At 60.3% G+C, this 13,820-nt stretch carries 15 protein-coding genes; 10 read left to right on the forward strand and 5 right to left on the reverse strand.

Translation table 11 applies throughout. The annotated features are described in order from the left end of the window. Positions 1-203: 203 nt before the first annotated feature. Together ACR0EZ_RS14955 and ettA are read right to left on the reverse strand one after the other, a co-directional pair. On the reverse strand, positions 204-1,082 hold the full coding sequence (locus tag ACR0EZ_RS14955) for a hypothetical protein (RefSeq protein WP_480614383.1): 879 nt from the start codon (positions 1,080-1,082) through the stop codon (positions 204-206). 83 nt (positions 1,083-1,165) lie between these two features. Then, positions 1,166-2,833 (reverse strand): energy-dependent translational throttle protein EttA, encoded by a 1,668-nt coding sequence (gene ettA / locus ACR0EZ_RS14960; protein WP_480614386.1) that lies wholly within the window; start codon positions 2,831-2,833, stop codon positions 1,166-1,168. Positions 2,834-3,297: 464 nt separating this feature from the next. Here ettA and ACR0EZ_RS14965 point away from each other — a divergent pair, with 464 nt between their 5' ends. From ACR0EZ_RS14965 to dacB, 3 genes are all read left to right on the forward strand, one after another. Beyond that, complete coding sequence (locus tag ACR0EZ_RS14965; RefSeq protein ID WP_480614388.1) at positions 3,298-3,765, forward strand: MOSC domain-containing protein; 468 nt, start codon at positions 3,298-3,300, stop codon at positions 3,763-3,765. 32 nt (positions 3,766-3,797) lie between these two features. Next, on the forward strand, positions 3,798-4,418 hold the full coding sequence (locus ACR0EZ_RS14970; RefSeq protein ID WP_480614390.1) for a nicotinate-nucleotide adenylyltransferase: 621 nt from the start codon (positions 3,798-3,800) through the stop codon (positions 4,416-4,418). 66 nt (positions 4,419-4,484) lie between these two features. Then, positions 4,485-5,963: a D-alanyl-D-alanine carboxypeptidase/D-alanyl-D-alanine endopeptidase gene (dacB, locus tag ACR0EZ_RS14975; protein ID WP_480614392.1), complete on the forward strand. Its 1,479-nt coding sequence runs from the start codon at positions 4,485-4,487 to the stop codon at positions 5,961-5,963. Positions 5,964-5,969: 6 nt separating this feature from the next. Here dacB and ACR0EZ_RS14980 read toward each other — a convergent pair whose 3' ends face one another. After that, entirely contained in the window at positions 5,970-6,392 is a 423-nt protein-coding gene (locus ACR0EZ_RS14980; protein ID WP_480614394.1) for a tellurite resistance TerB family protein, read from the reverse strand. Between the two features lie 215 nt (positions 6,393-6,607). Between ACR0EZ_RS14980 and ACR0EZ_RS14985 the strand changes: the two genes are divergently transcribed. From ACR0EZ_RS14985 to ACR0EZ_RS15005, 5 genes are all read left to right on the forward strand, one after another. Beyond that, positions 6,608-8,182 (forward strand): lysine--tRNA ligase, encoded by a 1,575-nt coding sequence (locus ACR0EZ_RS14985; RefSeq protein WP_480614397.1) that lies wholly within the window; start codon positions 6,608-6,610, stop codon positions 8,180-8,182. A gap of 48 nt (positions 8,183-8,230) precedes the next feature. Next, on the forward strand, positions 8,231-8,632 hold the full coding sequence (locus ACR0EZ_RS14990; RefSeq protein ID WP_480614399.1) for a DUF4864 domain-containing protein: 402 nt from the start codon (positions 8,231-8,233) through the stop codon (positions 8,630-8,632). 137 nt (positions 8,633-8,769) lie between these two features. Further along, entirely contained in the window at positions 8,770-11,055 is a 2,286-nt protein-coding gene (locus tag ACR0EZ_RS14995) for a glycosyl hydrolase family 28-related protein (RefSeq protein ID WP_480614401.1), read from the forward strand. Between the two features lie 134 nt (positions 11,056-11,189). Further along, positions 11,190-11,516 carry an antibiotic biosynthesis monooxygenase family protein gene (locus tag ACR0EZ_RS15000; RefSeq protein WP_480614403.1) on the forward strand — a complete coding sequence of 109 codons (327 nt, stop codon included), beginning with the start codon at positions 11,190-11,192 and terminating at the stop codon, positions 11,514-11,516. Positions 11,517-11,580: 64 nt separating this feature from the next. Continuing rightward, entirely contained in the window at positions 11,581-11,988 is a 408-nt protein-coding gene (locus ACR0EZ_RS15005) for a universal stress protein (RefSeq protein ID WP_480614405.1), read from the forward strand. Positions 11,989-11,991: 3 nt separating this feature from the next. Here ACR0EZ_RS15005 and ACR0EZ_RS15010 read toward each other — a convergent pair whose 3' ends face one another. After that, positions 11,992-12,474: a HugZ family pyridoxamine 5'-phosphate oxidase gene (locus ACR0EZ_RS15010; RefSeq protein ID WP_480614408.1), complete on the reverse strand. Its 483-nt coding sequence runs from the start codon at positions 12,472-12,474 to the stop codon at positions 11,992-11,994. A gap of 119 nt (positions 12,475-12,593) precedes the next feature. Between ACR0EZ_RS15010 and ACR0EZ_RS15015 the strand changes: the two genes are divergently transcribed. Together ACR0EZ_RS15015 and ACR0EZ_RS15020 are read left to right on the forward strand one after the other, a co-directional pair. Then, a complete protein-coding gene (locus ACR0EZ_RS15015) occupies positions 12,594-13,007 on the forward strand; it encodes an excalibur calcium-binding domain-containing protein (protein ID WP_480614411.1) in 414 nt (137 codons plus the stop codon). Positions 13,008-13,157: 150 nt separating this feature from the next. Then, positions 13,158-13,448: a hypothetical protein gene (locus tag ACR0EZ_RS15020; RefSeq protein ID WP_480614413.1), complete on the forward strand. Its 291-nt coding sequence runs from the start codon at positions 13,158-13,160 to the stop codon at positions 13,446-13,448. A 72-nt stretch (positions 13,449-13,520) separates the two neighbouring features. Here ACR0EZ_RS15020 and ACR0EZ_RS15025 read toward each other — a convergent pair whose 3' ends face one another. Further along, on the reverse strand, positions 13,521-13,751 hold the full coding sequence (locus ACR0EZ_RS15025; protein WP_480614416.1) for an aspartate aminotransferase: 231 nt from the start codon (positions 13,749-13,751) through the stop codon (positions 13,521-13,523). Positions 13,752-13,820 lie beyond the last annotated feature (69 nt).

The raw sequence follows: 13,820 nt of genomic DNA on the forward strand, positions 1-13,820 counted from the left end.
GGGCGTGTGGCAAGGGTGGATTGGGCGGAATTCACTTTGCTTTCAGGGCCCAACGGGCGTTTTGGTCGGAAATCCGCCGAGCAATTGGCATCTGGCCGCGTGGCCGTATTCGTAGGTTCGTCGCGATTTCCGCGTGGGCGGGGGCGAAATATCGGGTTGTTTGCACCCTGCGCCCGGCACCGCGGGATGCGATTCCGCCAGCGTCATGCGCCGGGGTTCAACGCCTGACGGCAGTTCCGGGCAAGCGTCCCGTTCAGCGCTTGCTCAAGCAGGCTGCCCGACGGAAGCTGGTCATAGGAGTTTGTTTCGGGGTTCCAGTACGGGCCGCACGCCTTGCGCACCATTGAGCCGAAGAAGTGGATGGATTCGCTGTGTTTCGGATAGGCGAGTGGAAACCCGATGGGATCGTGCGTGTTCTTTCGAAGTTTAGGAGCCCCGAACGGATAGTGGACCCGAGGGGGGATAAGGTCCGATTGCTGGTGATCCCGGGCCAGCAGGGTCAGCAAGATCGGGCCGAAAAAGTTCCGCGGAAGGTCGTCGGAGAAGAAATTCACCTGTCCCAACCTGTCAAACATGTCCCGTGCCGATTTGTTTTCGACACCGGTTTCCACATTGGTGTCCCAACTGTCACGGAATTGGATTGTGTCGGCGGAGGTCAGCGACAGGTAGTCGGCAATCAGATCCGAGGCCGGGTTCAGATACATGACGCCGTTCCACAGAAACCGGGTGCCATCCCGGAACGCGCGCCCAATCGTGATCAGGTTTTCCTCGAAAGTGACCGGCTTCAACAGATAGACATCGCAATCGATCCAGACCAGATTTTCCGCCTGCATCATCTTCAGCCGGAACAGATCGGAAAAGCGGGCTGTATGCGTTGAAAGTATGCGTTCCAAACCGTCTGTCAGGGCCAGAACCTGTGACGCGTGCCGCAGGGCGACCCCGTCCGGGACGCCCGCAACACACGGGTCGTAGGAATACAGGGTGATCGGTTGACCGGCCTGCACGAAGGACGACAGGCAGGCCTGTTCCAGCGGGCCGAGGGATGGACCAGACCAGAAAGTTCCGTAACCGTTATGGCCCATGACCCGGTCCCTTTTGGAGTGGCCGGCTATTCAGCCTGCGGACTTGCATTTATCTTGATCATCGCCACCCATCCCGCCAGGTGTCACCGCGCAAACTTCTTATGCTTCAACCGCTTGGGCTCCAGCGCGTCCGGTCCCAGACGGCGCTTTTTGTCCTCTTCATAATCCTCGAAGTTGCCCTCGAACCACTCCACATGGGCGTCGCCCTCGAAAGCCAGAATATGCGTGCAGATCCGGTCGAGGAAGAAGCGGTCGTGGCTGATGACTACGGCGCAGCCGGCGAAATCGACCAGCGCGTCTTCCAGTGCGCGCAGGGTTTCGACGTCGAGATCGTTTGTCGGTTCGTCGAGCAGCAGGACGTTGCCGCCCTCTTTCAGCAGACGCGCCATGTGGACGCGGTTGCGTTCACCGCCGGATAGCAGCGAGACCTTTTTCTGCTGGTCGCCGCCCTTGAAGTTGAAGGACGAGCAATAGGCGCGGGAATTGACCTGCGCGTCGCCCAGTTGGATGATCTCGGCCCCGCCGGTGATCGCCTCCCACACCGAGTCGTTGTCTTTCAGGTCGTCGCGTGACTGGTCGACATAGGACAGTTGCACGGTATCGCCCAGCGTGATCGAACCGCTGTCGGGCTGTTCCTGACCGGTGAGCATCTTGAACAGGGTTGATTTACCGGCGCCGTTGGGGCCGATGACGCCGACGATGCCGCCGGGGGGCAGGGCGAAATCCAGCCCTTCGATCAGTTGCTTGTCGCCCATGTGTTTCGACAGACCCTCGACCTCGATCACCTTGCCGCCAAGGCGCTGGCCCGAGGGGATGACGATCTGCGCGCGCGTGAGCTTTTCGCGTTCGGACTGCTCGGCCAGTTCGTTATAGGCGTTGATGCGGGCCTTGGATTTGGCCTGACGGGCTTTCTGACCCTGACGCATCCATTCCAGTTCGCGCTGCAGGGTTTTCTGCTTGGACTTGTCCTCGCGCGCTTCCTGCTCCAGCCGTTTGGCTTTCTGTTCCAGCCATGAGGAATAGTTGCCCTCGTACGGAATGCCGCGGCCACGGTCGAGTTCGAGGATCCAGCCGGTGATGTCATCCAGGAAATAACGGTCGTGGGTGACGATCAGGATGGTACCCTTGTAGTCGATCAGGTGCTGTTGCAGCCAGGCGATGGTCTCGGCGTCCAGGTGGTTCGTCGGTTCGTCCAGCAGCAGCATGTCGGGCGCTTCCAGCAACAGCTTGCAGAGCGCCACGCGGCGTTTCTCACCACCCGAGAGGTTGGCGATGTTGGCATCGTCCGGCGGGCAGCGCAGCGCCTCCATCGAGACGTCGATCTGGCTGTCGAGGTCCCAGAGGTTTTCCGCATCGATGGCGTCCTGCAGGGTGGTCATTTCCTCCATCAACTCGTCCGAGTAATTCTCGGCGATCTCCATGGCGATCTCGTTGAAGCGGTCGACCTTGGCCTTTTTCGCGGCCACGCCCAGCATGACGTTTTCACGGACAGTCAGAGATTCATCCAGTCGCGGTTCCTGTGGCAGATAGCCGACCTTGGCGCCCTCGGCCGCCCAAGCCTCACCGCTGAAATCGGTGTCGAGGCCCGCCATGATCTTCATAAGCGTCGATTTACCCGCGCCGTTGACGCCGACAACACCGATTTTCACGCCGGGCAGAAAGCTCAGGTGGATGTTTTCAAAGCACTTCTTGCCACCGGGATAGGTCTTGGAGACACCCTGCATGTGGTAGACATATTGATAGGCGGCCATGTCGCGTCCTCTGGGTCGGGGAAATTGGGTTGGGCGGTGTGATAGCGGATGCGGTTGGTGGGGGCAATGTGTTTGGCAGCGCTGAATAATAGTGTGCGATGCTAATGTTGTAAGTTATCGTGAAGGGGTTTCATCAATGTCCTATTGGAGTTGACGTATTTGTTAGTCTCAGCTGATTTTCTAGGTTCCTTAGTTGATCTGGCCGTAGCCGCTTTGGCCATTTTCGCGACATTTCGAATAGCCAGGTTCTGGTCGAATGTTGTGCGTGCGCGCTCCCAAATTTTTAACGAGCCTGTTTCGCCAGCGGACCATATTCGTATTCCTATTCCGGCTTCGAGGAGCAATAGCAGCCCGCAAGATGTTGAATTTCGGAAGTACTGGTTCGGTGCTTTTAGAAGGATGTTGCTAGAGGTAACGATCTCTTGGGGCATGATTTATTTTTTGCAAATTAACTAGGTAACTGAATGCACCTGAAGAACTTGATTTCCGGTTGGGCGCAACCGGGTCGTGTCGATTGGATCGGCGTGCGACCAGATCGGCGCGCAGAGATTCAGGATGTGAAGACTGTTTTAATTTCTGCCGACGGCCTAGAAGGTGACCGCGCCCGCGCGGGCAAGCGGGCGGTGACCTTGATCCAGCAGGAGCATCTGGCGGCGATTGGCTCTTATCTCGGGCAGGGGCCGGTGGCACCCGACATTCTGCGGAGAAATCTGGTGGTGTCGGGGATCAATCTGGCGGCGCTCAAAGGGCGTGAGATGCAGGTGGGTGAGGCCATCCTGCGCTTGACCGTGATCTGCGCGCCCTGCAGCCGGATGGAGGAGGCGCTGGGCAAAGGGGGCTATTCCGCCGTGCGGGGACATGGCGGGTGGTGTGCCGAGGTGGTGCAGCCCGGGCAGGTCCGGCTGGGGGACAAGGTGCAGCCGGTTGATTGACAAGCGGCCTCAGTTCTGAACATCAGCGAAGGATGGAGCGGTACGGGATTCCATATGCGCGCCCCGGGCAGGTCGTGGGGCTGTTCGGCGGGTCTTTTGATCCGCCGCACAAGGGCCATGTGCATGTGACGCTTGAGGCGATGAAGGCGTTCGGGCTGGATCGGGTGTGGTGGCTGGTCTCGCCGGGCAATCCGTTGAAGGACCGCGGGCCCGCCCCGCTGGCGCAGCGGATGGAGGCGGCGCGGGCGGTGATGCAGCACCCGAAGGTCGAGGTCACGGATATCGAGGCGCTGACGGGGACGCGGGCGACGGCGGACACGCTGGCGGCTTTGCAGCGGCTTTACCCCGAGGTTCGGTTTGTCTGGCTGATGGGGGCGGATAATCTGGCGCAGTTTCACAAGTGGAAGGACTGGCGGCGGATCATGGACAGCGTGCCGGTGGGCGTTGTGGCGCGTCCGGGGGACCGGATTTCGGCCCGGATGTCGCCGGCGGCGCGGGTTTACGCGCGGTACCGCATCGACGGGCAGGCGCGGCAGTTGCTGGGCCGTGCGCAGGCCCCGGCGTGGTGTTTCGTGAACGTGCCGATGGTCGACGTCAGCTCAACGGATCTTCGCAATCGCGGCATCTGGGCAGATGGGGTGTTGCCGGAATAGCCACACCGGTCGCATAATCTCACGCGATGGTTGTTAGATTTTAATCTCTGGGATTTTAATTGGCGCATGGTTGATCGTATTTCGCGTCGTTTGTTTCTGGCGGGATTGGGGGCTGCTGTTGTCCCCGGCACGGCATTGGCCGGTGCGCCGCTGGAATCCCTGCGCCCACGCCTGCGCGGCAAGCAGGTCAGCGGGGCAGAAAGGTTCATTCGGGCCGCAGGGCTGAAAGGCGACGTAGTGTTCGCCGTGGCCGATGTGGAAACCGGCACAGAGCTTGAGGTGTTCGGCGGCGAGGCAGGCCTGCCGCCCGCCAGCGTCGCCAAGGCGCTGACGGCGCTTTATGCGCTGGACGTTCTGGGGCCGGAGCATCGATTTGAAACCAGGCTGATGGCCGATGGGCCGATCGAGAATGGCATCCTGAAAGGCGACCTGATCCTTGTGGGCGGGGGCGATCCTTTGCTGGACACGGACGCGCTGGCCAGCATGGCCGCCAATCTGCGTGAGGCCGGGATTATCGAGGTGCGCGGCGCCTTCAAAGTCTATTCGGGTGCGCTGCCTTACGTGTTCAGCATCGACCCCGGGCAGCCCGATCATGTCGGCTACAGCCCGGCGATCAGCGGCATTTCCCTGAATTTCAACCGGGTGCATTTCGAATGGAAGCGCGATGGCACAAAGTATGACGTGACCATGGATGCGCGCAGCGCCAAATACAGGCCCAGTGTTGATATGGCGGCCATGCAGATCGAGGCCCGCCGCCTGCCGATCTACACCTACCAACCCAGTGCGCGGCAGGACCGTTGGACCGTGGCCAAGGCAGCCTTGGGCAATGGCGGCGCACGCTGGCTGCCGGTGCGCAAGCCGGCGCTTTACACGGGGGATGTGTTCCGCACCCTGGCACGGGCGAACGGGATCGTTCTGGGTCGGGTTCAGGTGACGCGCGAGGCTCCGCAGGGCACGGTTCTGGTGGTGCATCAGAGTGACCCGTTGAAGAGCATTCTGAAGGGCATGCTGAAGTATTCGACCAATATCACCGCCGAGATGGTTGGCCTTGCAGCGTCAAAGGCGCGCGGGGCAGAACCGCAGAATCTGCAGGACTCCGCCGCCGAGATGAACCGGTGGGCCGCCGAGACCTATGGCGCGAACCGGATTGCGATGGTGGATCATTCGGGGTTGGGGGATGCCTCGCGCATGGTGCCGGGCGATCTGGTGTCGGCGCTGGTGGCGGCGCGAAAGACGGGTGCGTTGCGCCCCTTGTTGAAGTCGTTTGCGTTGACCGACAAGCAGGGGCGCACGGTTCGGGATCATCCGATCAAGGTCAACGCCAAGACGGGAACCCTGAATTTCGTGTCGGGCCTTGGCGGGTTTCTGACAACCGCCGATGGGTCGGAATTGGCCTTTGCCATCTTCACCGCAGATGTAGACCACCGCGCGACGATCCCTCGGGAGCATCGCGAGCGTCCGGAAGGCGCGCGCAACTGGAACCGGCGGTCGCGCAAGCTGCAGCGCGCGTTGATCGAACGCTGGGGTGCGCTTTACGGCAGTTAAGGCGGATCAGACCACGTGACGCGCACGGGCCCCACGCTCGATGGCGGCGGCGTGCAGGCGGTCGATGTTCAGCTCGTAGCGGATTTCTTCCAGCAGGCGCAGTTCGGTCTCGGCCAGTGACCCGTCGGCGGCAGCCACGTCGCAGGCCAGCGCATAGGCGGTTTCGTGAAGACGTTCGGGCAGGTTGTCGCGGATCAGGCCGAACAGTGCATCCAGCCCGTCTTCCTGCTCGAACAGGTCGAACACGATCTGCGAGACTCGGCGGGTGCGGTCGATATCGTAACCGGCAAAAACGGGCAACATATTCACCGCGCCTTCGATCTTGACCAGTTCGGCGGTGCGGATGTTTTCGTCCGAAGCCGAGACCGCGACCATGATGGCCACAAGACAATCCTGGGGGGACATGGGGTGGGGCACTTGCTCGGTCATCGTGTGGTCCTTGATAAGGGTGTTCGAGGACGGAAGATATGAGGCAGAGCGGGCAGGTTCAACACATTGTTTTTTGGCGCATGTGCGCGAAACCATCCGCCGTTCCAAAGGAAACACGCCTCGGCTCATTGACTCATGCTGCACTGGCACAATAGGAGGGGTCGGTCGATTGCACAGGGCAACCGGCAGTTTTTTCGGATGGAGCTGATAGTCAAATGTCTGACCTGCGTGAAACCGCGATGACGTCCAAGGCCTGGCCTTTTGAAGAGGCGCGGCGGGTGCTCAAACGCTACAGACAGGCGCCGCCGGAAAAGGGGTATGTGCTGTTTCAGACCGGCTATGGCCCCTCGGGACTGCCGCATATCGGCACGTTTGGCGAGGTCGCGCGGACCTCGATGGTGCGGCATGCGTTCGAACAGATCAGTGACATTCCGACCAGGCTGATTTGTTTCTCGGACGATATGGATGGGTTCCGCAAGGTTCCGACCAATGTGCCGATGCAGGAAGAGCTAAAGCAGGACCTGCATCTGCCGCTGACCAAGGTGCGTGATCCGTTCGGTACGCATGAGGGCTTTGCGCAGCACAACAATGCGATGCTGTGCGAATTTCTGGACAGTTTCGGGTTTGAGTACGAGTTTGCCTCGGCCACCGATTATTACACCAGCGGGCGGTTCGACGAGATGCTGCTGACCGCGTTAGAGCGGTTCGACAAGATTCAGGAGATCATGCTGCCGACGCTGGGCCCCGAGCGGCGTGAGACCTATTCGTGCTTTCTGCCGGTCAGCCCGAAAACGGGCCATGTCCTGCAGGTGCCGACGCTGGAGCGGAACGTCGCCAAGGGGACGATCGTGTATCAGGAACCCGATGGCGAGAAGGTCGAGATTCCGGTCACGGGCGGCAACGTCAAGATGCAGTGGAAGCCGGACTGGGCGATGCGCTGGGCCGCGCTGGGCGTGGATTATGAAATGTCGGGCAAGGACCTGATCGACTCGGTCACGCAATCGTCCAAGATCTGCCGGGCGCTGGGCAAACAGCCGCCCGAGGCGCTGAGTTATGAGCTGTTCAACGATGAGCAGGGGCAGAAGATTTCCAAGTCGAAGGGCAATGGCCTGTCGATGGAGGAATGGCTGACCTATGCCGCGCCCGAAAGCCTGTCGTATTTCATGTATCAGAAGCCCAAAACGGCGAAGCGGCTGTATTTTGATGTCATCCCCAAGGCGGTGGATGAATATCATCAGCAGTTGCGCGCCTATCCGGGTCAGGAATTGAAAGCGCAGTTGAACAACCCGGTTTGGCACATCCATGGCGGGGACGTGCCGGAATCGACGCTGATGGTGCCCTTTGCGATGCTGCTGAACCTCGCGTCGGTCTCGGGGGCCGAAGACAAAGAGGCGCTGTGGGGCTTTGTCCGCCGCTATGCGCCCGAGGCCACTGCGGAATCGCATCCCGATCTGGATCAGGCGGCCGGGTTTGCGGTGCGGTACTTCAACGATTTCGTGAAGCCCACCCGCCAGCACCGCGCGCCGACCGATCAGGAACGTGAAGCGCTGGAGGCGCTGAAAGCCGCGCTTGCGGCCTATGACGGGCCCATCGAGGATGAGGCGCTGCAATCGGTGGTCTATTCCATCGGGCGCGAGCGGTTCGATCCGATGCGGGGCTGGTTCACCGCGTTGTACGAGGTGCTGCTGGGGGCCTCGCAAGGGCCTCGCTTTGGCGGGTTCATCGCGCTTTATGGCGTGCCCGAAACCATCGCCCTGATCGACAAGGCGCTGGCCGGAGAGTTGGTCTGATTTGACCTGAACCCGCGTGGGGCTACCCTTGCAACAGGAGGTGGCCCCATGCGTCGTGTTTTGCTTGCCCTGTCCCTGAGCGCCGGACTGGCCTCGGGCGCGTTTGCCCAGAGCGCCGAGATCGAGGCCAATATCTCGGCCCAGATACAGGCGTTCAAGGCGGATGATTTCGCCACCGCCTTTACCTTTGCCAGCCCCAATATCCAGCGGTTGTTCGGGAACCCCGAAAACTTCGGCACGATGGTGCGCAATGGCTACCCGATGGTCTGGCGACCTGCGGATGTGCAGTTTCTGGAACTGCGCGAGGTGGCCGGTTCGCTGTGGCAGAAGGTGATGGTCGTGGATGGTGATGGCCGGGTGCACATTCTGGATTATCAGATGGTGCAACAGGAAAACGGCTGGAAGATCAACGGTGTGCAGTTGCTGGGGAACTCGGACCCGGCGGCGTGATGCAACACCGCCGTGACGGTGCTGTGAGCGGCGGTTAACCCCCTTTCGATACTCAGACTTTCGCGTTCGGGCTGGACCTGAACACGGGGTTTGAACGTGCCGCAGACAAGGGCGGCGCGATTGGGAAAGGGATTTTCATGAACAAGGCAATCACCGACGGCATCGTGTTCATGCCGCCTGTTTTCGCGAATGGTCTGGGGGTCTGGTCTGCGGGTGATGGCACGCCCGGGTCGCCGACCTATGACGGATCGGGCACCGGGGCCTTTGTGCCTGCGGATGCGGATTTTGGCGGCTGTCTTGAGATTCTTAAGGTCAGTACGACGCAGAAGCTGCGGTATATGGGGCAGACGCCCATGTTCCCCGGCTGCTATCTGCAGATCAAAGCGCGGGTCAAGGCGATCAGCGGACCGCTGCCGCAGGTGCGTATTGCCGCGTGGGCCGGTGGGGCCGGGGATGCGCATGTGGCGGGCGTGATCGAGCAGGGGCAGGCCACCCAGCTTTCCGGCTATGGCACCGTGCACGAGATCACGGCAATCGTGGGTTCCGGGCGGCGTCCGGGGGTGGATATGCCCTGGGGTGTTGCGGCGTTGTATGGACATTTCGGGTTGGATATCGAGGGCGCGAACGGGGCTTTGGTGCGCGTCGATGATATCGAGATAACGGATGTCACCGGCGTGTTCCTGCGCGAGATGATCAGCGTTGTGGATGTGCGCGATTTCGGCGCGGTTGGGGATGGCGTCACGGATGATTCCGCCGCGTTCGAGGCGGCGGATCAGGCGGCAGGTGGCCGCCGGGTTTACGTTCCGCAAGGCACCTATCATCTGGCCGAGAACACCAGCATGGCCGCCGAGATGGATTTCGAGGGCACGGTGACAATGCCCGACGACAAGATGCTGCTGCTGACCGGGGACTTTGACCTTGCGGCCTATATCGCGGCCTTGGGCGATGAAGAACTGGCGTTCAAAAAGGCGTTTCAGGCGCTGCTGAACAACTCGGACCATGAATCGCTGGATCTGGGTGGGCGCAAAATCTCGGTTACCGCTCCGATCGATATGGCGGCCGCGGTGCCGAACAAAACGGGCTTTTCGACGCGCCGGGTGATCCGCAATGGTCAGTTTGATGTCAAATCCAGTTCGGCCTGGGATACCGAGACCTTCACCTCGGTCGCGAGCTATGATCCGTCGGATTCCAAGCGGCTGACGAATGTGGTGAATGTGGCGAATATCCCCGTGGGGGCACTGGTGCAGGGCAGTGGCGTCGGGCGTGAAATCTATGTGCGGTCCAAGGATGTGGCCGCTGGTGAGATCACGCTGAACGCGCCGATTTACGATGCGTCGGGAACCCAGACTTTCACCTTTGTGTCGTTCAAATATCTGCTGGATTTCAGCGGCTTCGGCACGCTGCGCAAGTTCGGGATGGAGCAGATCGAGTTTCAGTGCAACGGGCGCTGCAGCGCGATTCGGCTGGCCCCGTCGGGTAGCACGTTCTCGGTGTCGGATTGTTTCATCAGCCGCCCGCTGGACCGTGGCATCACCTCGATCGGGACAGGCTGCAAGGGCATGCTGATCGACAATTGCCAGTTCCTGTCTTCCGAGGAATCCTTTGACGTCACCGACCGCAAATCGATTGCGCTGAACACCAGTTCGAACGATGTGAAGCTACGGCACAACCGGGCTGTACGCTTCAAGCATTTTGCGGTGCTGGGCGGCGACAACAACATGGTTCTGGGCAACCACTTCTTTCAGGGCGACAGCATTCCGCAGGGTGTCCGGACGGCTGGCCTGATCATGATCGGGACCTATAACAGCTCGACCATCGCCGAGAACTACGTGGACAACTGCTTTATTCAATGGACGAATGAACGCGACGCGAATCCCACATATGTCTCGGGCTATTCGTTCAGCGCGATGAGCATCACGGATAATATCTTTTATTCCAGCGAAGCGCCGCCATGGTTCAGCTATATCGTCATCCGCCCGCATGGTCCGGGGCATTTCCTGAACGGGCTGGCGGTGACCGGCAACAAGTTCCGGGCCAGCAGCAGCGATATTCAGCGGGCCGAACGGGTCGACACCACTTTTGCCGATCTGAACAAAGACCGGCATGTGAATGTCACCTTCCAAAACAACACCTATCACGGCGTCAACAACAAGGCCCAAAACCCGCTGCGTTTGCGTTATTCGCAAAACAGTGCAGCCTCGGCCTGGGCGGTCTGGTCGAGCGGGCAGTTGCCTTTCGATGGCAAGGCGCGCAGTTGCGATGCGGTAACGGCCCTGGGGCCGCTGCGAAATACCTTCGGGTCCTTTCGCTATTTAGCGCCCTACGTCGAGCTTGAGCACGGCGTCAACGGCAACGGTCTGTTGCTGCGCTGGCCAGAGAGCGTCAGGGGTGAAGTATCGGTCCTGATGCGGATGGAACGTTGAATTGCCCGGGTGGCTGTTTGGAAACACGCGGCCACCCAATGCGCGATCTTTGTGAAACCGCGTTGAAAAGCAAAGGAAAGGGGCGACGTTTGAAATTCCTGTGCTAGGCTTGACCCAGTCAAAGGAGAAGCCAGATGCCCACGATTTCCAAAAGCGCCAGCATCCAGACTGTCATCACCACGTTCGAGATGTCACCGGGGACATGTCAGGATTTGCTGGAGGCGCTGACCGATGCGTATGCCGAATTCATCTCGAAGCAGCCCGGCTTCATATCGGCTGGGCTGCACGTGAACGACGCCCAGACCCGGATCGCCAATTATTCGCAGTGGGAACGGCGCGAGGATTTTCTGGCCATGCTGCGCTCGACCGAAATGCGCGACCGCAATCGCAAGATCAACGAATTGTGCAGAAGTTTCGAGCCGGTCATGTATGACGTGGCAGAAACCTTTGACGTTTCCTGACCTGAATCAAGGCCACGGTGCAAAACCCGCTTCACTCTGAGGAAGTACTGCGGAGGCTTGCACCATGTATCACAACATTCTTGTCCCGATTTCCTTTGATCCCGAGAGGGATACCTCTGGCCCGCTGAAACTGGCCCGGATGCTGGGGACCCCCGACGCGCAGGTGACGTTGCTGCATGTGGTTGAACATATCCCGAACTACGTGATTTCATACATGCCCGCCGAGTATCTGAGTGAAGCGCGTAAAGCGATTCAGGCCGAGCTTGATGATCTGGCGGCCAATCTGCCCAATGCGAAAGGGCTAGTGATCGAAGGTCATTCGGGCCGCTCCATTCTGGATTGGGCCGAGGCGAACGGGCCGGATCTGATCATTATGGCCTCGCACAGACCCGGGATGCAGGACCTGTTGCTGGGGTCCACGGCCTCCCATGTTGTGCGCCATGCCAATTGTGCGGTGCACGTTGTGCGGTGAGGGTCAGAAATCCGAGGCGGCAAGACGATAGGCCTTGCCGAAACCGCCGTTCAAAACCCCGTCCTGAATGTCGAACCGGGCGAAGACAAAATCCGCGAAGTCGATATAGAGCTTCGATTTGGGGCGCAGGTTCAGAAATCTGGCGCGCAAGTCCTCATGATCTGACGTGCCCCGCGCCACCTTGCGGGCAATGGCGTGCAGTGTCAGCCGGGGATTCGTCAGGGGATCGCCCGTGTCCTGTGGCTCGCCAATCAGCAAGGCACAAGACGGGTTTGCCTGCAGCGCCCGCGAGTGATCGGAAAGGTCCGAAATCAGCGTTATGGGGTGGCCGCGCTCATCCGCGGCCAGCGCAATCCGCGATACCGAAGGGCCGGCCACATCCGGGCGCAGAACGGCGAGCGCGGCGAAACGGGCCCCCGCAATCAGGTCCCGCGCCTGGGCGCGTGCGGCGGTATCTGTTGGCCTGTAAGGGTCGTCTTTGGTCACGGCATTCGGTCCGTCAGGGTTTCTTGATGATACCGGTATGGCACACCCGCTGCTGGTAAATCTGATTTTTTCAGACTTGCCTCGGCTTTGCCATATACGTCGCCTAAAACGAGATCATGTTGCTTGGAAAACCCGCCGGGAGTGAGGGCGATCCGCCGCCCTCAAGACGTCAGCGCCGTGCCGAGGCGGTGCGGCGGCAGGCGCTGTCGCCGGTGCGGATACTCACGATGGTTCTTGCGTTGCCGCTGACCACCGCGGTGATTGGCGTTGGTGTCTACATGCGGGTGTCGGATTACGAGCGCAATGAAGCGGTTGTTCATCTGATCGCACTGGCCGGATGCGACGCGGCCGAGGCCCTGGGGCTGGGCCCGTTCCGCAGGGGCCAGCCGGGATATCACAAGCACAACGATCCTGACAGGGATGGTCTGGCGTGTGAGAAATATGCGCCTGCCCTGGCCACTCACTCGGCCCCGCAACGGGGTGAGGGGGCAAAGGCAAGGATGGTCGGCAACGCCAAATTTGTGCGGCCCTGAACCCAACCGCCTTTTGGTTGATCCAAGGCAGCGGGAAAACCGCTAAGCCTGTGAAGCTGAGGGAATTGCCCTGAACGTGTTAATCTGCGCGCGGTGGGGGCCGTTTTGGTGCCGCCAATGGGCAATTTCGCCCTGAAACGGAGAAAACACATGTTTGCACGCGTTACTCAATACAAAATGAAACCCGGCACACGCGAGGCGGCCACGGCGAAGATGAATGCCCTGAAGGCCGACATTCTGGGGATGCCGGGCATGCATTGCTTTACAAATGTTATGAACGAAGATGGCAGCGGCTATGTGATCTCGGTGGTCGAAAGCGAAGAAACCTCGGACGCCAACGCGCCCAAGGTGGCTGAACTGTGGGGACAGTTTGCCGAGTATCTGGAAGGCCCGCCGTCGCCAGTGGGTTATGACGTGATCGCGCATTGGCACAACGCATAGGCATCGCGACGGGGGACCGAAATCTTGAAAAGATTTCGGTTTCGCTTTCTTTTCAAGAAAGCGATGCTCGGCTCACGTGAGCCATTGCACCGGAACACGGTTGCAGAAAATGACGATCTGTCCGGAATTTTCGGCCACCTGATAGCCGCGGCGGTGGATTTCGGTCATGAACCGCTCCATCCCGGCAAAGCGTTCGATATCCCGGGCCTTGCGGCGGATGACGCCGCCCTGTTGAACGGATTTGGACGCAAACAGGTCTTTCAGCCAGACCTCGGGCGAGAGCGGAGAGTTTCGGTTTTCCATGACCGCAGCATTGGGCCGTTAGGGTTAAGGCCGCGTTAACCTGCGCGCCCGGTTTGGCGGTTGCCTTGC

The sequence above is a fragment of the Ruegeria sp. AK4 genome, from assembly GCF_056541025.1.

What these genes read in the sequence shown, in the direction of transcription:
- ACR0EZ_RS14965 (WP_480614388.1), top strand. Translation starts at nt 3,298, where the DNA reads ATGCACCTGAAGAACTTGATTTCCGGTTGGGCGCAACCGGGTCGTGTC.
- ACR0EZ_RS14995 (WP_480614401.1), top strand. Translation starts at nt 8,770, where the DNA reads ATGAACAAGGCAATCACCGACGGCATCGTGTTCATGCCGCCTGTTTTC.
- dacB (WP_480614392.1), top strand. Translation starts at nt 4,485, where the DNA reads ATGGTTGATCGTATTTCGCGTCGTTTGTTTCTGGCGGGATTGGGGGCT.
- ACR0EZ_RS14985 (WP_480614397.1), top strand. Translation starts at nt 6,608, where the DNA reads ATGTCTGACCTGCGTGAAACCGCGATGACGTCCAAGGCCTGGCCTTTT.
- ACR0EZ_RS15020 (WP_480614413.1), top strand. Translation starts at nt 13,158, where the DNA reads ATGTTTGCACGCGTTACTCAATACAAAATGAAACCCGGCACACGCGAG.
- ACR0EZ_RS14990 (WP_480614399.1), top strand. Translation starts at nt 8,231, where the DNA reads ATGCGTCGTGTTTTGCTTGCCCTGTCCCTGAGCGCCGGACTGGCCTCG.
- ACR0EZ_RS15005 (WP_480614405.1), top strand. Translation starts at nt 11,581, where the DNA reads ATGTATCACAACATTCTTGTCCCGATTTCCTTTGATCCCGAGAGGGAT.
- ACR0EZ_RS14980 (WP_480614394.1), bottom strand. Translation starts at nt 6,392, where the DNA reads ATGACCGAGCAAGTGCCCCACCCCATGTCCCCCCAGGATTGTCTTGTG.
- ACR0EZ_RS15025 (WP_480614416.1), bottom strand. Translation starts at nt 13,751, where the DNA reads ATGGAAAACCGAAACTCTCCGCTCTCGCCCGAGGTCTGGCTGAAAGAC.
- ettA (WP_480614386.1), bottom strand. Translation starts at nt 2,833, where the DNA reads ATGGCCGCCTATCAATATGTCTACCACATGCAGGGTGTCTCCAAGACC.
- ACR0EZ_RS15000 (WP_480614403.1), top strand. Translation starts at nt 11,190, where the DNA reads ATGCCCACGATTTCCAAAAGCGCCAGCATCCAGACTGTCATCACCACG.
- ACR0EZ_RS14970 (WP_480614390.1), top strand. Translation starts at nt 3,798, where the DNA reads ATGGAGCGGTACGGGATTCCATATGCGCGCCCCGGGCAGGTCGTGGGG.
- ACR0EZ_RS14955 (WP_480614383.1), bottom strand. Translation starts at nt 1,082, where the DNA reads ATGGGCCATAACGGTTACGGAACTTTCTGGTCTGGTCCATCCCTCGGC.